This is a genomic window from Micromonospora ferruginea (assembly GCF_013694245.2).
Lineage (GTDB): Bacteria > Actinomycetota > Actinomycetes > Mycobacteriales > Micromonosporaceae > Micromonospora > Micromonospora robiginosa.
In genome coordinates this window covers 6,457,862-6,476,803 of sequence record NZ_CP059322.2, presented here as the reverse complement: position 1 = coordinate 6,476,803, position 18,942 = coordinate 6,457,862, and the positions used below count along the sequence as shown (strand labels likewise).

18 protein-coding genes and 2 tRNA genes are annotated in these 18,942 nt (G+C 73.0%); 8 read left to right on the top strand and 12 right to left on the bottom strand.

What is annotated here, in order from left to right; genetic code table 11:
• Nucleotides 1–10: 10 nt before the first annotated feature.
• Nucleotides 11–694 carry an ATP-binding protein gene (locus H1D33_RS29255; RefSeq protein WP_246411806.1) on the top strand — a complete coding sequence of 228 codons (684 nt, stop codon included), beginning with the start codon at nucleotides 11–13 and terminating at the stop codon, nucleotides 692–694.
• An 80-nt stretch (nucleotides 695–774) separates the two neighbouring features.
• Entirely contained in the window at nucleotides 775–1,347 is a 573-nt protein-coding gene (locus tag H1D33_RS29250) for a DUF5709 domain-containing protein (protein WP_181570137.1), read from the top strand.
• 1 nt (nucleotide 1,348) lies between these two features.
• Here the strand turns inward: H1D33_RS29250 and H1D33_RS29245 are convergent, their stop codons facing one another.
• Nucleotides 1,349–1,981: a response regulator gene (locus H1D33_RS29245; protein WP_181572547.1), complete on the bottom strand. Its 633-nt coding sequence runs from the start codon at nucleotides 1,979–1,981 to the stop codon at nucleotides 1,349–1,351.
• A gap of 11 nt (nucleotides 1,982–1,992) precedes the next feature.
• Nucleotides 1,993–3,117 (bottom strand): MacS family sensor histidine kinase, encoded by a 1,125-nt coding sequence (macS, locus tag H1D33_RS29240; protein ID WP_181570138.1) that lies wholly within the window; start codon nucleotides 3,115–3,117, stop codon nucleotides 1,993–1,995.
• Nucleotides 3,118–3,232: 115 nt separating this feature from the next.
• Between macS and H1D33_RS29235 the strand changes: the two genes are divergently transcribed.
• The gene (locus H1D33_RS29235) at nucleotides 3,233–3,697 is read left to right on the top strand and encodes an ATP-binding protein (protein WP_181570139.1); all 465 of its coding nucleotides are present in this window, start codon (nucleotides 3,233–3,235) and stop codon (nucleotides 3,695–3,697) included.
• 24 nt (nucleotides 3,698–3,721) lie between these two features.
• Here H1D33_RS29235 and H1D33_RS29230 read toward each other — a convergent pair whose 3' ends face one another.
• Nucleotides 3,722–4,660, bottom strand: coding sequence for a ribose-phosphate diphosphokinase (locus H1D33_RS29230; RefSeq protein WP_181570140.1), 939 nt, complete (start codon nucleotides 4,658–4,660; stop codon nucleotides 3,722–3,724).
• 65 nt (nucleotides 4,661–4,725) lie between these two features.
• Between H1D33_RS29230 and glpK the strand changes: the two genes are divergently transcribed.
• The gene (gene glpK, locus H1D33_RS29225; protein ID WP_220138727.1) at nucleotides 4,726–6,210 is read left to right on the top strand and encodes a glycerol kinase GlpK; all 1,485 of its coding nucleotides are present in this window, start codon (nucleotides 4,726–4,728) and stop codon (nucleotides 6,208–6,210) included.
• A gap of 191 nt (nucleotides 6,211–6,401) precedes the next feature.
• Here glpK and H1D33_RS29220 read toward each other — a convergent pair whose 3' ends face one another.
• Together H1D33_RS29220 and H1D33_RS29215 are read right to left on the bottom strand one after the other, a co-directional pair.
• Nucleotides 6,402–7,139 carry a VOC family protein gene (locus H1D33_RS29220; protein ID WP_181570142.1) on the bottom strand — a complete coding sequence of 246 codons (738 nt, stop codon included), beginning with the start codon at nucleotides 7,137–7,139 and terminating at the stop codon, nucleotides 6,402–6,404.
• A 22-nt stretch (nucleotides 7,140–7,161) separates the two neighbouring features.
• The gene (locus H1D33_RS29215; RefSeq protein ID WP_181570143.1) at nucleotides 7,162–7,995 is read right to left on the bottom strand and encodes a phosphoribosylaminoimidazolesuccinocarboxamide synthase; all 834 of its coding nucleotides are present in this window, start codon (nucleotides 7,993–7,995) and stop codon (nucleotides 7,162–7,164) included.
• Nucleotides 7,996–8,118: 123 nt separating this feature from the next.
• Here H1D33_RS29215 and H1D33_RS29210 point away from each other — a divergent pair, with 123 nt between their 5' ends.
• Nucleotides 8,119–9,456 (top strand): ABC transporter substrate-binding protein, encoded by a 1,338-nt coding sequence (locus tag H1D33_RS29210; RefSeq protein ID WP_181570144.1) that lies wholly within the window; start codon nucleotides 8,119–8,121, stop codon nucleotides 9,454–9,456.
• A gap of 79 nt (nucleotides 9,457–9,535) precedes the next feature.
• Here the strand turns inward: H1D33_RS29210 and H1D33_RS29205 are convergent, their stop codons facing one another.
• The 5 genes from H1D33_RS29205 to H1D33_RS29185 all read right to left on the bottom strand — a co-directional run bounded on the left by H1D33_RS29205 (nucleotide 9,536) and on the right by H1D33_RS29185 (nucleotide 14,344).
• On the bottom strand, nucleotides 9,536–9,787 hold the full coding sequence (locus H1D33_RS29205; protein ID WP_181570145.1) for a hypothetical protein: 252 nt from the start codon (nucleotides 9,785–9,787) through the stop codon (nucleotides 9,536–9,538).
• Between the two features lie 107 nt (nucleotides 9,788–9,894).
• A tRNA-Met gene (locus tag H1D33_RS29200) sits at nucleotides 9,895–9,968 on the bottom strand.
• A 118-nt stretch (nucleotides 9,969–10,086) separates the two neighbouring features.
• Nucleotides 10,087–10,160, bottom strand: a tRNA-Met gene (locus tag H1D33_RS29195).
• A gap of 61 nt (nucleotides 10,161–10,221) precedes the next feature.
• Nucleotides 10,222–13,203 (bottom strand): UPF0182 family membrane protein, encoded by a 2,982-nt coding sequence (locus H1D33_RS29190; protein WP_181570146.1) that lies wholly within the window; start codon nucleotides 13,201–13,203, stop codon nucleotides 10,222–10,224.
• 127 nt (nucleotides 13,204–13,330) lie between these two features.
• Nucleotides 13,331–14,344, bottom strand: a complete 1,014-nt coding sequence (locus H1D33_RS29185; RefSeq protein WP_181570147.1) for a YlbL family protein — start codon at nucleotides 14,342–14,344, stop codon at nucleotides 13,331–13,333.
• Between the two features lie 114 nt (nucleotides 14,345–14,458).
• On the opposite strand from H1D33_RS29185, the gene H1D33_RS29180 reads away from it, so the two are divergent.
• Nucleotides 14,459–15,730 (top strand): zinc-dependent metalloprotease, encoded by a 1,272-nt coding sequence (locus H1D33_RS29180; RefSeq protein WP_181570148.1) that lies wholly within the window; start codon nucleotides 14,459–14,461, stop codon nucleotides 15,728–15,730.
• A gap of 15 nt (nucleotides 15,731–15,745) precedes the next feature.
• On the opposite strand, the gene H1D33_RS29175 is transcribed toward H1D33_RS29180, so the two are convergent.
• On the bottom strand, nucleotides 15,746–16,348 hold the full coding sequence (locus H1D33_RS29175; protein ID WP_181570149.1) for a hypothetical protein: 603 nt from the start codon (nucleotides 16,346–16,348) through the stop codon (nucleotides 15,746–15,748).
• A 136-nt stretch (nucleotides 16,349–16,484) separates the two neighbouring features.
• On the bottom strand, nucleotides 16,485–17,003 hold the full coding sequence (locus tag H1D33_RS29170) for a M48 metallopeptidase family protein (RefSeq protein ID WP_181570150.1): 519 nt from the start codon (nucleotides 17,001–17,003) through the stop codon (nucleotides 16,485–16,487).
• A gap of 473 nt (nucleotides 17,004–17,476) precedes the next feature.
• Here H1D33_RS29170 and H1D33_RS29165 point away from each other — a divergent pair, with 473 nt between their 5' ends.
• Together H1D33_RS29165 and H1D33_RS29160 are read left to right on the top strand one after the other, a co-directional pair.
• Nucleotides 17,477–17,644: a DUF5679 domain-containing protein gene (locus H1D33_RS29165; protein ID WP_007464795.1), complete on the top strand. Its 168-nt coding sequence runs from the start codon at nucleotides 17,477–17,479 to the stop codon at nucleotides 17,642–17,644.
• A gap of 181 nt (nucleotides 17,645–17,825) precedes the next feature.
• Nucleotides 17,826–18,938, top strand: a complete 1,113-nt coding sequence (locus H1D33_RS29160; RefSeq protein ID WP_246411808.1) for a TOMM precursor leader peptide-binding protein — start codon at nucleotides 17,826–17,828, stop codon at nucleotides 18,936–18,938.
• Nucleotides 18,939–18,942: the final 4 nt, after the last annotated feature.

Below are 18,942 nucleotides of genomic sequence, written 5' to 3'. Positions count from 1 at the left end.
TGGGACGATCATGCCGACGGACGCACGTTGCCTGGTCGAGACCGACGAATCCTCCGCGACGGTCCGGCTGACCGGCGTGCTCGACCGGGCCGGGGCGGAGACCGTGCGCGGCGCGCTGCTCGCCCGGCTCTGGCAGCGGCCGGGCCCGACCCGGGTCGACCTGTCCGGGGTGCTCATCCACGATCCGGCCGTGCACGACGTGCTCGACGGGGTCCGCCGCGAGGTGGCCGACTGGCCGGCCGCCGAGGTGCTGCTCGACCCGGCCGGCTCGCCGGCGCCCCGACCGGCGGCGGCCCCACCCGACCTGGTGGAGGTCGAGCTGTCGCCGGTGGCGGAGGCCGCGCGCGAGGCCCGGTCGCTGATCGCCGACGGGTGCGCCCGGTGGGGCCTGCCGGAGCTGGTCGAGCCGGCCTGCATCGCGGTCACCGAGATGGTCAACAACGTGGTCGCGCACGCGGTGACCCCGATGACGCTCCGGCTCGCGCCGCGCGGCGACGCCCTGCACGCGGCGGTCCGGGACCACGCCGCCGGGCGTCCGGCGTACGCCGGGCCGGCCCCGGTGGACTCGGTCGGCGGGCGCGGGTTGCTGCTCATCGACACGGTGGCCCGGCGCTGGGGCAGCACGCCGCTGCCGGACGGCAAGGTGGTCTGGTGCGTGCTGTACGCCGAGGACGAGACGGCCTTCCGCAACTGAGGTGCCGTTTCGACCCGTTGCTCCCGATTCACCCGCCCGGTCGCGGTTAATACGGTGAGCGCAGTGGGTAGTTCACCCGCATGCGCGACGACGAGTACCCCACCCCCGTGTCCGACCCCGAGGCGGAAGGTCTGCCGGACACCGCCGACGACGACTCGACCGCCAACGACGACGTGCTGACCGGGCGCGAGGCGGACGGCCCGGAGCCGGCCCAGATCCCCGGTGACCGCACCCCGGTCGCCGTCGACCGGTTCGGCACCACGGCCGAGGAGCAGCTCGACGGCGAGTCGCTGGACTACAAGCTCGACCGCGAGCAGTACGAGCGTCCCGCCGACGACCCGCTCGCCGGCACCGTCGACCCGGCCATCGCGGCCGAGGCGGACAGCGAGGAGGCCGCCGCGCAGGCCCAGCTCGACGCGGACGTGATCGACCCGGGCCCGGTCTCCGACCCGCACTCCCCGGTCTCGATCTACGACCACGGCCAGCTCGGGACCGTCGCCGACCACGAGGTGGGCCGGCTGGTCGAGCCGGACGAGGGCGCGCACACCGACCAGGAGACCGACAACGTCGCCTACGACGCCGGCGCGGCCGGCGGCGGCGCCACCGCCGAGGAGCTGGCCGTGCACGAGACGCTGCCGCCCGAGGCCCGCTGACTCACTCGTCCAGGCCCCGCTCGATGGCGTACCGGGTCAGCTCGACCCGGTTGTGCAACTGGAGCTTGCCCAGGGTGTTCTGCACGTGGTTCTGCACGGTCCGGTGGGACAACCGGAGCCGCTCGGCGATCTGCTTGTAGGACAGCCCCTTGGCGACCAGCCGCAGCACCTCGGTCTCCCGTTCGGTGAGCCGGGGCGCGTCGTCGTGCGGGGCCGGCGGCGCGGCGGCCAGCCGGCGATACTCGCCCAGCACCAGCCCGGCCAGCCCGGGCGTGAACACCGGCTCGCCCGCCGCGGTGCGGCGCACCGCGTCGAGGAACTCGGCCGGGGCGGCCGACTTGACCAGGTAGCCGGTGGCGCCGGCCTTGACCGCGTCCAGCACGCTCTGCGGCTCGCCGCTGGCCGAGAGCATCAGCACCCGCACCTCCGGCAGCGCGGCGCGCAGCCCCCGGACCACCTCCACCCCGGAGACGTCCGGCAGTTGCAGGTCGAGCACCACCAGGTCGGGACGGGCCGCCGCGGCCACCCGGACCGCCTGCCGCCCCTCCCCGCTGGTCGCCACCACGTCGAGGCCGGCCTCGGCGAGATCGCGGGCCACCCCCTCACGCCACATCGGGTGGTCGTCGACCACCATCACCCGGATGCTCACCGCCGTCGGCTCCTCGGCACGGTCAGCTCGATCTCGGTCCCGGTGCCCGGACCGGAGACGATCCGCACCTCGCCGCCCAGGTCCGCCACCCGGCCCCGGATGGACTGGGACATCCCGAGCCGGCCCTGCGCCGCGGCCTCCGCCAGCCGCCCGTCCGGGATACCCGGCCCCTCGTCGCGTACCGAGACGGTCACCGTCTCCTCCTCGTCCTCGATCAACACCCAGGCCCGCCCGCCGGCGTGCCGGGTCACGTTGTCCAACGCCGCGCCGACCGCCGCGGCCAGCTCACCGGCGGCCCGCGCGGGCAGCGGCACCGGGGTGGCCGGCGCGGCCACCTGGACCTCCGCCGAGGCGTAGCGGTCCAGCAGGTCGCGCAGGTCCCGGTCGGCGCCGGCCCGCTCCGGCCCGGCGTCGGCCCGGCCGATCAGCGAGCGCAGGGCGGCCTCCTGCTCCCCGGCCAGCCGGGCCAGCTCGGCCGCCTCGCCGTCCAGGTCCGCGCCGCGCCGCCGGACCAACGCCAGCACCTGGAGCACCGAGTCGTGGATGTCGCGGGCCAGCCGCTCCCGCTCCCGGGTCGCGGCCTCCAGCTCCACCGCCCGCTGCAACCGGGCCTCCGCCTCGGCGGCCAGCCGGGCCACGTGCCCGACCACCAGGCCGGCGAGCAACAGCAGGATCGCGCCGGTGAACGCCGACGGGTTGACCGGGTCCCGGGTGGCCAGGTCGGCGCCGCCGAGCACCAGCGCGGCCACCGTGCCGCGCCGCCGGCCGCCGGAGACCGCCCAGGCCAGCACCGGGCCGGCCAGCCAGGCCGAGGTCAGCACCGGCACGCCGGCGGCGAGCGCCGGCCGGCCGACCACCCACGGCGTGGCCAGGATGATCCCCAGCACCACGGCGAGGTCGGCCAGGAGCAGCGGCCACCGCCGCCCCGCCGGACGGCGGTAGCCGGCCGCCGTCACGCCGCTCCAGGCCAGCATGCCCAGCCAGACGGCGCCGGCCGCCACCGGGTGCGCGTACTCGCCGCCGTCGCGCAGCACGAGCACCCCGACGTACGCCAGCGACGCGAACCGGAACACCGCGATGGACCGCCAGAGGGGACCTTCCAGCCCGGAGGACGACGGCATGGGCGTCACCCTGCCACAGCCGGTTACGCCCGGGCCGTCGGGTGCGGTCCGAGAAACCCTGACGTACGGTGGAAAAGCCGCGAAAGTCGTCGGGAGCCATCGCCGGGACGGGGTCATGACAAACGCAGAACTCCCCGCACCGCGTACGGTTGTGCCCATCGAACCTTCCCTTCTGATCGCCGACGCCTTCGATCAGGCTCAGGTGACCGAGCTGCGGCACTCGGTCACCTCCTGCGCGCACGCGGCGGGGCTCGCCGGGCAGCGACTCGACGACTTCGTGCTGGCGATCAACGAGCTGATCACCAACGCGGTCCGCCACGGCGGCGGGCAGGGCTGGCTGCGGCTCTGGCTGCGCGGCGGTGACCTGGTCTGCGAGGTCGCCGACCACGGGCACGGGATCAGCGAACGGCGGCTGCGCGACCGCGACCGGCCGGCCCCGGAGACCGCCGGCGGCTGGGGCCTGTGGCTGGCCCGCGAGCTGAGCGACACCATGGAGGTCGAGACCGGCGACGCCGGCACGGTCGTCCGGATCACCGCGGCGCTGGCCACCCGGCCGACCGCCCGCCCGCTGGACGGCTGACCGGCCGCCGGGCCGCCGCTCGCCTCAGCCGAAGAGCGCGCTCACCGACTCACCGTTGTGGATCCGCCGCATCGCCTCGGCCAGCGCCGGCGCCACCGACAGCACCTCGAGCTTCGGCACCCGCTTCTCGACCGGGATCGGCACCGTGTTGGTGCAGACGATCTCCAGCACGCCGTCCTGCGCGCTCAGCCGCTCCAACGCGCCGCTGGAGAACAACCCGTGCGTGCAGGCCAGCCGGATCGAGCGGACCCGCCGCTCACGCAGGTGCGAGATCAGCTCGACCACCGTGCTGCCCTTGGCGATCTCGTCGTCCAGCACGATCACGTCCCGGTCCGCCACGTCGCCGATGACGGTGCTGATCTGCACCCGGTCGTCGCTGAACCGCTGCTTCGCGCCGGCCGCCACCGGGGTGCCGAGCATCCGGGCGAACGCCGCCGCCTCCTTGGCGTTGCCCAGGTCCGGCGAGACGACCACCGCGTTGCTCAGGTCGTGGCCCCGGAAGTGGGCGGCCAGCTCGCGCAGCGCGTGCAGGTGGTCGACCGGGACACTGAAGAAGCCGTGCACCTGCGGCGAGTGCAGCGTCATGGCCAGCACCCGATGCGCGCCGGCCGAGGTGAGCAGGTCGGCGACGAGCCGCCCACCGATGGAGATCCGCGGCGCGTCCTTCTTGTCCGACCGGGCGTACGCGTAGTGCGGCAGCACCACGGTGATCCGGGCGGCCGACGCGCCCCGGGCGGCGTCGATCATGAGCAGCAGCTCGACCAGGTGCTCCTGCACCGGCGGCACCAGCGGCTGGATGAGGAAGACGTCCCGCTCCCGGCAGTTCGCCTGCAACTGCACCTCCAGGCAGTCGTTGGCGAACCGGGACACCCGCACGGGGTGCAGCGGAACGGCGAGGTGGGCGCAGATCTCGGCGGCGAGCTCCGGATGGGCGGTCCCGCTGAACACGGCAATGTCACGCACGTCTGATGATCGTACGGGCCGGCCGGTGGGAGACGGGAGACGCGCCCGGCGGGTACGGTGCCTGCGTGACCGGAGAGTTCGTCGCCGCCATCGACCAGGGCACCACCTCCTCGCGGTGCCTCGTCTTCGACGCCGCCGGTGAGATCGTCGCGGTGGCCCAACGCGAACACCGGCAGATCTTCCCGCGACCCGGCTGGGTCGAGCACGACGCCGAGGAGATCTGGGCATGCGTCGAGCAGGTGGTGCGGGAGGCGCTGGCGAGCGCCGACATCGGCCCCGAGCGACTCGCCGCGGTGGGCATCACCAACCAGCGCGAGACCACAGTGGTCTGGGACCGGGCGACCGGCCGGCCGGTGGCCAACGCGATCGTCTGGCAGGACACCCGCACCGGCCCGCTGCTGGGCGAGCTGGCCGAGGCGTACGACGCCGACCGGCTGCGGGCCCGCACCGGCCTGACGCTGGCCACCTACTTCGCCGGGCCGAAACTGCGCTGGCTGCTCGACCACGTCGACGGGCTGCGCGAACGTGCCGAACGCGGCGAGGTGCTGTTCGGCACCATGGACAGTTGGATCATCTGGAAGCTGACCGGGCGGCACGTCACCGACGTGACGAACGCCAGCCGCACCATGCTGATGGACCTGGAGACCCTCGACTGGGCACCGGATCTGCTCGACGCGTTGCGCATCCCGGCCGCGATGCTCCCCGAGATCCGCTGCTCGGCCGAGGTCTACGGCACCGCCGAGGGCGTCCTCGCCGGGGTGCCGGTGGCGAGCGCGCTCGGCGACCAGCAGGCCGCGCTGTTCGGGCAGACCTGCTTCCAGCCCGGCGAGGCCAAGTGCACCTACGGCACCGGCAGCTTCCTGCTGCTCAACACCGGCGCGAGCCCGGTGCCGTCGCAGCACGGCCTGCTCACCACCGTGGCCTACCGGATCGAGGGGCAACCGGCCACGTACGCGCTGGAGGGCGCCATCGCGGTCACCGGCTCGCTGGTGCAGTGGCTGCGCGACAACCTGGGCCTGATCTCCACCGCCGGCCAGGTCGAGGAGTTGGCCCGCACGGTCGACGACAACGGCGGCTGCTACGTGGTGCCGGCCTTCTCCGGCCTGTTCGCCCCGCACTGGCGCAGCGACGCCCGGGGCGTGATCGCCGGCCTGACCGGCTACATCACCAAGGGTCACCTGGCCCGGGCGGTGCTGGAGGCGTCCGCCTTCCAGACCCGCGAGGTGGTGGACGCGATGAACGCCGACTCCGACGTGGCGCTGCGCCGACTGCGGGTGGACGGCGGAATGACCGGCAACACGTTACTGATGCAGTTCCTGGCCGACGTGCTCGACGTGCCGGTGGTGCGCTCCCGGATCACCGAGACCACCTGCCTCGGCGCGGCGTACGCGGCCGGCCTGGCCGTCGGCTTCTGGCCCGACCTGGCCACCCTGCGGGACAAGTGGCGCTCCGACGCCCAGTGGCAGCCGGCGATGGACCCGACCCACCGCGACCGCGAACTGCACCAGTGGCACAAAGCCGTCCAGCGCACCCTGAACTGGCAAGACTGACCCTCCCTCCCTCCCTCCCTCCCCGCGCCCCGGCCTGCCCCGCGATCTTGCACTTTCGGCCCGTGATTCGCCCTGAATGCCCCTTGTGTCGGGGCAGAAAGTGCAAGATCGCGGGGCGGGGCGGGCGGGGCGGGGCGGGGCGGGGCGGGGCGGGGCGGGGCGGGGCGGGGCGGGGCGGGGCGGGGCGGGGGTCAGGCTGGGGTGAGGAGGCAGAACTCGTTGCCCTCGGTGTCGATCAGGACCTTCCACCGGACATCGGTGCCGCCGAGGTCGGCGTCGGTGGCGCCGAGTGCCCGGAGCCGGTCCGCCTCGGCCGCCATGTCGTCACCCGGGTAGGGGCGGACGTCGAGGTGCACCCGGTTCCACCCCGTCTTCGGGTCGGGGTTGCGGACGAACTCCAGGTAGGGGCCGACACCCGCGGCGGAACGCAGCGAGGCGTGCTCGCCGGTCACCTCGTGCACGGTCCAGTCCGTCGCCTGGCCCCAGAACCGGGCCATCTCGTGCGGGTCCGCGCAGTCGACCACCACCGCGGCGATCGGCCCGGTGTCCCGGTAGATCGGGCGCGGCTCCAGCACGCAGAACTCGTTGCCCTCCGGGTCGGCCAGCACCGTCCACGGGACGTCGCCCTGACCGATGTCGACCGGCGTCGCGCCCAGCTCGGTCAGCCGCGCGACCAGCTCGGCCTGATGCTCCGCCGACGTGGTGGCCAGGTCGACGTGCACCCGGTTCTTGCCCACCTTGGGTTCGGTGGAGATGACGAGGTCGATGCAGACCGCGACCGGGTCGGGATAGACGAGGCCCACGGGTTCGAGGTTCGTCACGCCCGGCTCCTCGCTGGAGATGCCCCAGCCGAGCACCTTCGCCCAGAAGCCGCCGAGCGCGGCATCGTTCCGGGCCTTCATGTTGATCTGCACGAGCCTCGTCGCCATGCGGACGAGACTAGACGTCCGGTCAGTCCCAGCGGTTGCCGGTGAGCTTCTCGTACGCCTCGACGTACCGCGCGCGGGTCGCCTCGACCACGTCGGCCGGCACCTCCGGCGCCGGCGGGCGCTTGTCCCAGCCACTGGCGGTGGCCCAGTCCCGCACGTACTGCTTGTCGAAGGAGAACTGCGCCCGGCCGGGCTGGTAGGACTCGGCCGGCCAGAACCGGGACGAGTCGGAGGTGAGCAGTTCGTCGCCGAGGACCAGCGTGCCGTCCGGCGCCCAGCCCAGCTCCAGCTTGGTGTCGGCGATCAGGATGCCCCGGTCGGCGGCGATCTCCGCGCCCCGCCGGTAGACGTCGATGGTGATCTCCCGCAGCCGCTCCGCGACCTCCGGCCCGACCTTGTCCACCACCTGGTCGTAGGTGATCGGCTCGTCGTGCTCGCCGGTCGGCGCCTTGGTCGACGGGGTGAAGATCGGCTCGGGCAGGATCGACGCCTCCACCAGACCCCGGGGCAGCGGCACGCCGGAGACCGAGCCGGTGCGCTCATACTCGGCGAGGCCGCCGCCGGTCAGGTAGCCCCGGGCCACGCACTCGACCGGCACCATGTCCAGCCGCCGGCACCGGATCGCCCGGCCGGCGAACTCCGCCGGCACGTCGGTGGCGGACACCACGTGGTTCGGCACCAGGTCGGACAACTGCTCGAACCACCACAGCGAGAGCGCGGTGAGCAGGCGGCCCTTGTCCGGGATCGGGGTCGGCAGCACCACGTCGTAGATTGAGACGCGGTCGGAGGCGACCAGGATCAGGTCCGCGCCGTCGGCGTAGACGTCCCGGACCTTGCCCGAGTGCAGAAGTTCCACGGCGGTAAGTACACCATGGCCCGGGTACGCCCTCCGGCGCGCCCGCCGCCCGTCCCACCCGGCGTTGACACCCCCGGCCGGGGCCGGTGGAATGATCCGTCCAGCCCATCATCGGAGAGACCCGTGCGCGCTCAGCGGCCCGTCCCCCGTCCCGGCCTCGACCGGCGACGGTTCCTCGGCGCGCTCACCGGCCTGCCGCTGCTGGCCGGTGGGCTCGGCGGCGGGCTGGCCGGGTGCAGCCAGGCGGAGGACGACGGCGCGACCGACGACGGCCCGATCGAGCTGTCCGTGTTCTGGTGGGGCGGCAACCGCCGCGCCGAGGCCACCGAGCAGGCGCTGCGTCTCTACACCCAGCAGAATCCCCGGGTCAGTTTCCGGATCACCTGGCAGGGGTTGGCCGGCTACTACGACCGGCTCGCCACCCAGGCCACCGGCGGCAACGTGCCCGACCTGTTCCAGGTCGACGACACCCTGCTCACCGAGTACGACCGCCGCGGCATCCTGCTCGACCTGACCCGGCACACCACCGACGACCGGCTCGACCTGCGCGGCCTGCCGGAGCAGTTGGCCCGCTACGGCCGGGTGGGCGAGCGGACCGTGGCGGTGCCCGCCGCGGAGACCAGCGCGGCGCTGGTCTTCAACCGGGACCTGCTGCGCCGGCTGGACCAGCCCGAGCCGCGCACCGGCATGTCCTGGAAGGAGTACGCCCGCTGGGCCGCCCGCGTCACCCGCGCCTCCGGCAACCGGGTGGCCGGCACCATGGACCCCTCCGGTGACTACCGGGCGCTCTGGCTCTGGCTGCGCGGGCAGGGCAGCGAGCTGTACCAGGGCCGGCAGCTCGGCTTCAGCTCGGCCGAGCTGCTCGCCTGGTTCGAGTTCTGGGAGGTCGCCCGCTTCGACCGGGCCACTCCGAGCGCCGCGCTGGTGGAGCAGGCGGACACCGGCGAGCTGGCCCGCCAGCTCGTGGTCACCGGGCACACCGCGGCGTCCTTCGCCTGGTCGCACCAGCTCCCGGAGCTGCAACGCCTGACCGACGACGACCTGGGCGCGGTCGCCTTCCCGGGTACGCCGGCCGCCCAGTGGCCGCGGGCGTCGATGTACTGGGCCGGGTTCCACGGCACCCGCCATCCGGGTGTGGTGGTGGACGTGCTCAACTTCCTGACCACCAACGTGGCCGCCGGCCGGATCCTCGGTGTGGAGCGCGGGCTGAACCCGAGCACGCAGGTCCGCAGGTACGTGGCCGACGGGGTGACCGACCGGGCCGAGAAGCGGGTGGTGGCCCTCGGCGCGGAGCTGGACGAGCTGGCCGGCCCGGCGCCCGCGCCGCCGCCGCAGGGGCACGCCACGGTGCGGACCCTGCTGATCGAGGCGGCCGAGAGCATCCGCGGCAAGCGGGCCGGCGCCCGCACCGCGACCTCACGGTTCATCGCCCGAGCGAACGCCGCCCTCGCCGGAGGGTAAGGAGGGGCCCCCTCTTAACGCATTCGGTAGAGGAAGGGGCCCCGCCCAACGCCGGCGCGGCGCGCCACCGACCCGCGCGTCAGCGCGGCGGACGGTTACGCCGGTTGCGCATCAACATCAGCACCAGCAGCACGATCCCGCCGACCACCACGAGGCAGCAGAGCAGGCCGAGGACGCCGAACCCGCCGCCCCGGGAGCGCCGCCGCGCGGCCTCCACCACGATCTCGCCGGTGCCGGTCGACGCCCATGCCGCGACCGGTACGAAGACCGAGAGCGCGACCGTACCGATGACCGCGCTCAGGCGGCCCCACCATCTGTTCCATCCAGCCATGCCCCCATCCTCGCCGAGCCGCGCAACCGGGGCACGCCGGACGGGACGGAAAGATCCGGATACGACGAAGGGCCTCGGAGTTTCCTCCGGGGCCCTTCACGATCTCGTAGCGGGGACAGGATTTGAACCTGCGACCTCTGGGTTATGAGCCCAGCGAGCTACCGAGCTGCTCCACCCCGCGTCGGTATGTACAGCCTATCGCATCCGGATCCTGGAGATCAGCCGGGTCCCCGATCCCGATTCCGACGGGTCGGAAACGGCGAAGGCCCCGGAGCGAACTCCGAGGCCTTCGTCACGAGTAGCGGGGACAGGATTTGAACCTGCGACCTCTGGGTTATGAGCCCAGCGAGCTACCGAGCTGCTCCACCCCGCGTCGGCTCGTTAACCGTAGCGCACCGGCCCGGCGAGGCGCAAAACGGGGTGTCCGGCCCGGGTCAGCCGCTCGGTGTGGGCGACGGCGAGGCCGCCGCCGACGGGGAGGCGCTGCCCGAGGGCGCCGGGTTCGCCGATCCCCTCGCCGCCGCCTGGGCCTGCTGGAACGTCGTCATCGCCTCGTCCAGCGCCTTCAGCGCCCGCCCGTACCGCTCGAAGTCGCCGGACGCCTGCGCGGCCTTGACCTCGGCGATGGCGCTCTGCACCTTGCCGGCCGCGTCGGCCAGCTCGCCGGTGAGCGGCGGCGGGGTGTTGTTGCCCCCGGACGGCGGTGGCGTGCCACCGTCGTCGCTCGGTGGCGGGGTGCCCGAGCCGGCCCGCTTGCCCTGCTCGACCAGTTGCTTGATGCCGTCGCTCAGGTTGTTGGCGAGCACCACGTACGAACCGCCGTCACCGTAGGAGAGCAGCACCTTCTGCAACAGCGGGTACGCGTCCTGGCTGCTGCTCTTCACGTAGACCGGCTCGACGTAGAGCATCCCGTCGGCGAACGGCAGGGACAGCAGGTTGCCGTACTGCACCTGGGCCTGGTTGGAGGAGAGCAGGTTCAACTGCTGCCGGATGTCGCCGTTGTTGGTCATCTGTTGATGGACCTGGGTCGGCCCGGAGATCCGGGTCTGGTCCGGCAGCTCCAGCACCTCCAGGCGCGGCTGCCCGTCCACGTACGAGCCGGAGACCAGCGCGGCGAGGTTCTGCCGCCCGTTCGGGGTGACCGCGGAGGTCAACTGGAACCGTGGCCCCTCCTGCCCGGGGAACTGGGTGAACAGGTAGTAGGGCGGCTGCTTCTGCCCGCTGTCCGGCGCGTCCGGCACGTTCGGCACCTGCCAGAAGTCCTGGCCGGAGTAGAAGTCGCCGGGGTCGGTGACGTGGAACTTGGTGAGCAGGTTGCGCTGCACCTTGAACAGGTCGGCCGGGTAGCGGAAGTGCTCGGCCAGCTCCGCCGGGATGTCGCCCTTGGGCAGCACCAGGTCGCCGCCGAACGCCTTGTTCCACGCCTTCAGCACCGGGTCGCTGTCGTCGTACGAGTAGAGCTTGACCGTGCCGTCGTACGCGTCGACGGTCGCCTTCACCGAGTTGCGGATGTAGTTGACGTTCTCCCGGGCGAGCTGGAACGTGCCCCGGCCGGTCAGCTCGTCGGCGGTCTCCGACTGCAGGTTGACCCGCTCGGCGTACGGATAGGTGGCCGCCGTGGTGTAGCCGTCGATGATCCACAGGACGCGGCCGTTCACCACCGCCGGGTAGGGGTCGCCGTCGAGCGTGAGGAACGGCGCGACCTTCTCCACCCGGTCGCGCGGGTTACGCACGTAGAGCAGCTTGGAGTTCTCGTTGACCGCCTCGGAGAGCAGGAAGTTCGACTCCTGCTCCTTGATGGCGTAGAGCAGCCGGCGCGGGAACGAGCCGACCTTGACGCCGCCCTCGCCGCTGTAGGTGTAGTACTGCTCGCCACCGGTCTGGGTGGGCCGGTCGAACTCGACGTTGCGGTCGCCCTTCTGCCCCACGATCGCGTAGTCGTCGGGCTCCATCCGCTCGCCGTAGTAGATCCGCGGCTGCTGGGCCGGGATCTCCTCGGTCGGCGAGGAGCACGCCTCCTGCGCCTTCTCGCCGAGGAAGCCGGAGACGAAGTACGGCTGACCACCGCAGACCACCTGGTTGGCCGGGGCGGCGACCAGGCCGTAGCCGTGGGTGTAGACGGTGTGCCGGTTGATCCAGTTGCTCTGCTGGTCGGTCAGCTCGCCGTAGTTGATCTCACGGACGCCGACCACGTAGTCGGAGGTCTTGTCCTTGACCGCGTACCTGTCGATGTCGAGCTTCGAGCCGAAGTCGTAGAAGCCGCGCACCTGCTGCAACTGGGTGTAGGTCTCGGAGACGAGCTGCGGGTCGAGCAGCCGGACGTTCGACACCACCGAGGTGTCGGTGGCGAGACTGGCCGGTGGCACGAGGTTGCTCGCCGCGTACCCCGTGGTCTTCGTGCTGTCCAGACCGAACGCGGACCTGGTGGCCTTGATGCTGCGTTCGATGTACGGCGCCTCCTTGTCCCTGGCGCTCGGCTTCACCTCGAACGTCTGCACCGCCCACGGGTAGATCCCGCCGATCGCCACCGCGGAGACGCCCAGCAGGGCCAGCGAGATGCCCGGCCAGACCAGGTTCCGCATCACCGCGTTGGAGAACACGATGATCGCCAGCGCCACCAGGACGGAGATCCAGGCCAGAATCTCCTTCGCCGGCAGCAGCGCGTTCACGTCGGCGTAGCCGGCGCCGTAGAGCTTGGCGCCCTCGTTGTACTCCAGCAGCATGGCGCGCCGGTCGAGCACGTAGGCGACGGCCTTGAGCAGCACGAAGACGGCCACCAGCGTGCTCAGGTGGGCGCGCGCGGAGTTGGTCATCCGGTCGCCGACACCCTGCAGGCGCACCCCGCCGAAGATGTAGTGCACGGCCAGCGCGCCGAGCAGGGCCAGCACCACCGCGGTGAAGCCGACGCCCAGCACGTAGCGCCAGAACGGGAGCTGGAAGACGTAGAAGCCGACGTCGACGCCGAACTCGGGGTCCTTGACGCCGAAGTTGCCGCCGTTGCGGAACAGCAGCCACTGCGCCCACCGGGTCTGCGCGGAGAGCCCGGCGAAGAGCCCGATGACGGCGGAGACCAGCACGATCCAGGTGCCGAGCCGCGGGGTCAGCAGCATCCGGTAGCGCTCCAGCGTGGCCTGTTCGGCCGAGTGCGGACGCATCCGGGGTCGCAGCCGGTGGGCCAGCCAGAGGTTGCCGCCGACGATCAGCGCCAGGCCCACCCCGACGACCAGGAACAGCAGCAGCCGGGTGGCGAGCACGCCGGTGAAGACCTGGGTGTAGCGGACCTCGTCGAACCAGAGCCAGTCGGTCCAGGCGTTGACCCCCCAACCGAGCAGGGTGAACAACACGAACACCCCGACCAGGACCCCGATGGTGACGCGCCCGCGTCGACTCATCCTCGGCAGGGGACTGCTACGCATGACCACTATTGGCTCCGCACGTTTGAGGTGATCGGCTCCGACCAGGCACCCAAGAGTACGGGGTGTTCCTGAACACGTCGGGTCAAGGTCACGTCACGATCGCCCGGGGGCCGATGACCGGTCCTGCTCAGCAGCGCGTCGGCTGCCCCCCGGCGCGCAGCGTCTCCAGCGCCTTGAGCGCGTCGTCGAGCGTCGCCACCCGGAGCAACGGCAGATCCGGCTGCGGGTTACGGACCGCCTCGGCGCAGTTGTCCGCGGGCACCAGGAAGACCTTCGCGCCGGCCTCCTTCGCGCCGACCAGCTTCTGCGCGATGCCGCCGATCGGGCCGACCCGGCCCTCGTCGTCGATGGTCCCGGTGCCGGCGACGACCTTCCCGCCGGTCAGGTCCGCCGGCTCCAGCTTGTCGATGATGCCCAGGGTGAACATCAGGCCGGCGCTCGGCCCGCCGATGTCCCCGAGATCGATCTTGAGGGTGAACGGGTGCGGCTGCTGCTGGTCGATCTCGACGCCGATGCGCGGGCGGCCGTCCTGCTCGCGGCTGGTCACCGTGGCGGTGCCCGGGGTGTCGCCCCGGGTGTAGCCGATCCTCAGCGCGGTGCCGGCCGGCTTGGCCCGGATCAGCTCGGTGAGCTTGGCCGCGCTCGTCACCGGCGTGCCGTCGACCGAGGTGAGCACATCGTCGGCCCGCAGCGCGTCCACCGACGGCCCGCCCGGGGTGACGGTCTTGACCAGCACCCTGATCGGGTAGCCCAGCTCCCGCAGGGCGGCCGTCTCGGCGCTGGTCTGCGAGTTCTGGAAGTCCTCCGCGTTGCGCTTCTCGACCTCCTCCTGCGACTCGCCCGGCGGGTAGACCAGCTCCCGCGGCACCACCGCCTCGTCCGAGGAGAACCAGCCGGCCAGCGCCGACCGGAGCCGGACGGTGGGCTGCACGCCGACCGTGGTGAGCCGGAGCTGCCCGGCGGAGGTGGACGTCGCGCGGCCGGTCACCTGGATGACCTCCTTGCCGTTCTCACTGCCGAGCGTGTTGACGGTCGGGCCGGGGCCGAGCACCACGTACGGCAGGGGCACGCTCAGCACGCCGACGCTGAGCAGGGCGGTGAGCAGGGCACCGAGCAGGACGGTCACGCCGCGACGTCTCATGCGCCAGAGCGTACCGATCCGAGCCCCGCCGTCCGGCGCGGTGACCGACGGACTTCGCCCTCAGCGCAACGCCGACGGCACGACCTGCGGCGGGGCCCGCGTACCGTAGAGGTCGTGCCTGATATTCCGTTCGGCTTCGCGCTCCCGGGTGGTCAACCACCAGACCCCAACGATCCCGCGCAGATGCAGCAGTTCATGTCGCAGTTGCAGCACCTGCTGTCCGCGCCGGGCAGCGGGCCGGTCAACTGGGACCTCGCCCGGCAGGTCGCGGCGAGCCAGCTCGCCGCCGCCGGCGACCCGGCGGTCTCGCCGTTCGAACGCAACGCGGTGGAGGAGGCGCTCCGGATCGCCGACCTCTGGCTGGAACCGGCGACCTCGTGGCCCTCCGGCATCCACTCCTCGGTCGCCTGGAACCGCAACGAGTGGATCTTCAAGACGCTCGACGTGTGGCGCAAGCTGTGCGACCCGGTGGCCAGCCGGATGGTCGGCGCGATGGGCGACCTGGTGCCGCCGGAGGCACGTGCCCAGCTCGGCCCGATGCAGTCGATGGTCGCCACGTTGGGCGGCGCGCTCTTCGGCGGTCAGCTCGGCCAGGCGCTCGGCTCGCTCGCCGCCGAGGTGCTCTCCGCCGGTGACATCGGCCTGCCGCTGGGGCCCGCCGGCGCCGCCGCGCTCATCCCCGCCAACATCAAGGCGTACGGCGAGGGCCTGGAGCTGCCGGAGGACGAGGTCCGCCTCTACGTGGCCCTGCGCGAGGCCGCCCACCAGCGGCTCTTCCAGCACGTGCCGTGGCTGCGCGGGCACGTGCTCACCGCGGTGGAGAACTACGCCGCCGGCATCCGGGTCAACCGGGAGGCGATCGAGGAGGCGATGGGCCGGGTCGACCCGACCGACCCGGAGTCGATGCAGGCGATCGCCCTGGAGGGCATCTTCACTCCCGAGGACACCCCGGCGCAGAAGGCCTCGCTGGCCCGGCTGGAGACCGTCCTCGCCCTGGTCGAGGGCTGGGTCTGCCACGTGGTGGACAGCGCCGCCGGCGACCGCCTGCCCAACGTGGTGAGCCTCGGCGAGGCGTTCCGCCGCCGCCGGGCCGCCGGCGGCCCGGCCGAGCAGACGTTCGCCGCCCTGGTCGGGCTCGAACTGCGGCCGCGCCGGCTGCGCGAGGCGACCGTGCTCTGGGCGGCGCTGACCGAGCAGCGCGGCATCGCCGGGCGGGACGCGGTGTGGGGCCACCCCGACCTGCTCCCGTCCGACGACGACTTCGCCGCCCCCGAGGCGTTCGCGGCGACCTCCACCGATCTGGACGACGAGCTGGCGAACTTCGACTTCTCCGCGCCCGGCGGACCGGAGGAGCCGACCCCGGGCGAGGACGACGGCAAGTCCTGACGCCGGACGCGCTGGTCAGCCGGGGTGGCCGGAGAGCAGCGCCCGGGTCGCGTCCCAGCCCTCGAAGGCCGGGTCGAGGGCGCCGAGGTCGGCCGGGCCGCGCAGGCGCCGCCAACCGGCGGTGACCGCCACGTCGCCGGGCCGGGGCGCCGCGGCCCGCACCTCGGCCGGCGCGGTCGTGTCGAGGTCGAGCGCCGGCAGCCACTGCGGTACGGGCAGCCGCGCGGCCACCCCGAGCAGGCCCGGCCCGGCCCCCTCGACCGGGGCGACCGCCACCGGGCGGCTGGACAGCGGCCGGAGCAGCTTGCCGAGCGTCAGCCCGGGCACGTCGGGCGCGTCGGCGGCGACCACGGCCGCCTGGTCGTAACCGGCGAGCGCGGCGAGGACCGCGTTCGGGGTGGGTTCCGGCACCTCGTACACGGTGGTGCCGGGCCAGACCACCGCGTCGGCCAGCCACCGGTCGGCCGGCGTGACCGCCACCGCGGTCTCCACCTCGTTCAGCGTGGCCAGCAGGTCAACCACGTCCTCGGCGAGGGCGGTCCGCCACCGCGCCGGGTCGATCCCGGGCGGCGCCCAGACCACCGGACCGAGCAACGCCACCACCACACGTCGGACCATCCGCCGACCCTAACCCCACCACCCCACGCGGGCCCCACTCAGCGGTTGACCATGAGGTTGGCGGCGACAAAAGGGGCGAGACGCGCGGCCAACTTCATGATCGACGAGGCGGGGCGGGGGAGGGGAGGGAACCGGGTCAGATGCTGGCGGTGGCGGCTACGCCCTCCAGGTAGCCGCGGGCCCGCTCGGACTTCGGGTAGCGGGCGACCAGGGACCAGAACGCGGTGTTGTGACTGGGAACGATCAGGTGCGCCAACTCGTGGAGGAGGACGTAGTCGATCACCCAGTCGGGCATGTCCTGGATCCGGTGGGAGATGCGGATGGTGCGGTCGGCCGGGGTGCAGGAGCCCCAGCGGCCGTTCTGGTTGGTCACCCAGCGCACGCTCGCCGGCTCGGCGGCCGACCCGTGCTCCGGCAGGTAGAGCGCGATCAGGCGGCAGGCCCGGGCGAGCAGCTCGGCGTCCGAGCGGGCGAAGCGACCCTCCCGGGCGGCCAACCGGGCCAGCATCCGGTCGACCCACTCGCTCTCCTCGGCGCGGGAGAACTGGTCCGGGATGAGCACGACCACGCGCTCACCGTCCCGGTACGCGGACACCGTGCGTCGCCGACGCTGACTGCGCCGCACCTCGACGACCGGCTTCCGCGCCACGGCCATTACCGCGCCGCGCAGCCTCGGTTGACTGTCACGAAGGAAAGGTAATGCGTACTGACCAGGAGTCCGCAAGAGTCAACCCGACGACACGCGCCCGGAAAATGACAGTTGATGGTAAGGAGTCCCGAAAAATTTCTTTGCGGCGGTAGTTGACCATCACCAACCGGTCGCTCCCCACGTTAAATGATCTACGCCGAGTCGTCGGCTCGGGGGTCGCGCGAAGGGGAGCTGAGCGCATTTAACCGGCGTGTCCTCGCGAAACTGACTTATCAGACGTTACTCGGCGTGCACACTCTTGCCGTCGACTTGCTCACAGAGTCGGCGTGCAGCTGACATGGAACCGCCCATACCTGGGTAGGGTCCGCCAACCACGATCAGGTGACTGATCGCGGAGAACCCCCGGCGCCGGCGTCACGCGTGGCCCGCCGCAGGGAGACCCGCCGGGCACCTCCGGCGGACGAGACGAGGAGGCTACCGTGGCCGACCAGGCCCAGACCTACAACGGTTACTGCGTCAAGTGCAAGGAGAAGCGGGACTTCGAGGGGCACGTGGAGGTCTCGAAGACCGGCATGAACATGGCCAAGGGCAAGTGCCCGGTGTGCGGCACAACAGTGAACCGCATCCTGGGCAAGGCCAAGGTCTGACCCGTCCGGGTTCGTTCGGGGGAGGGGTGGCTGTCGGCCGCCCCTCCCCCGTCGCGGATCCGACACGGTTACCCGCCGGTTGTGGAAAACCGGCGATGTGCTGTGGACAACGCTGGCCATGGCGCGCCGCGCCTGTGGACAACGAACGACGGAGCGCGCGGAAGCGGTCACCATTCGTGGTGTGACCAAGCCGACGCCGCTCATCCGTCCCACCCTGCTGCCCGGCCTCACCCGCCTGTGGCGCGACCGGCGCACCCTCCAGCTCGGCGTGGAACCCGGGCCGGCGGTGCTGCTGGAGGTCTCCACCCCGGGCACCACCCACCTGCTCGACCTGCTCGACGGCACCCGCAGCGAGCGAGCCGTGCTGGCCGCGGCCCGCGCCGCCCGGGTCCCGCCGGACGAGGCGCGGGCCCTGCTCGACGCGCTCCGGGGCGCCGGTCTGCTCGTACCGGCGCAGACGCTGCTCCCGCGCGACCTCGCCGGACCGCTCCGGGCCCGACTGGTTGCGGAGGCCGACGCCCTGGCCCTGGCCACCGGGCACCTGCCCGGCACGCCGGCCCGGCTGCTGCGCCGCCGCCGCAGCGCCCGGGTGCTGGTCACCGGCTCGGGCCGGCTCGGCGCGGCGGTCGCCGTCGCGCTGGCCCAGGCCGGGATCGGGCACGTCGTACCCGACCTGACCGGCCCGGTGCGAGCCGGCGACCTGGTCGGGACCGGCCTGTCCGGCGCGGAGCTGGGCCGGCCGCTGGCCCCGGCGGTGCGTGCGGCGCTGGACCGGTGCGCGCCGGGCACGGCCACCGGTCCGCTCCGGTCCGCCCGGCCCGACCTGGTGGTGCAGCTCGGCGTGGGCCGCCCGGCCGAGCTGCTCGCCGCCGGCTACGCCCGCCGCCGACAGCCCCACCTGCTGCTCGACCTGCGCGGCGGGGTGCCGGTGGTCGGGCCGCTGGTCCGCCCGCCCACCGGCCCCTGCCTGCGCTGCCTCGACCTGCACCGGGGCGACCGGGACGCGGACTGGCCGGCGCTCGCCGCCCAGCTCGCGGCCGACGGCGGTGAACCGGCCTGCACGGCCACCACCCGGCTCGCCGCGGCGGCCCTCGCGGCGGCCGAGGCGCTGGTCCAGGTGGACGGCGGCACCCCGGAGACGCTCGGCTCGGCGGTGGAGGTTCGGGGCGCCGGCCACCTCCGGCGACGCCGGTGGTCCCCGCACCCCTCGTGCGGCTGCTGCGGGCGTCGCCCGATCCGGTCGGCCGCGCCCGCTCCCGGCCGCACGGCAGCAGCGGGACCCTCGCGTCGGTAACAAT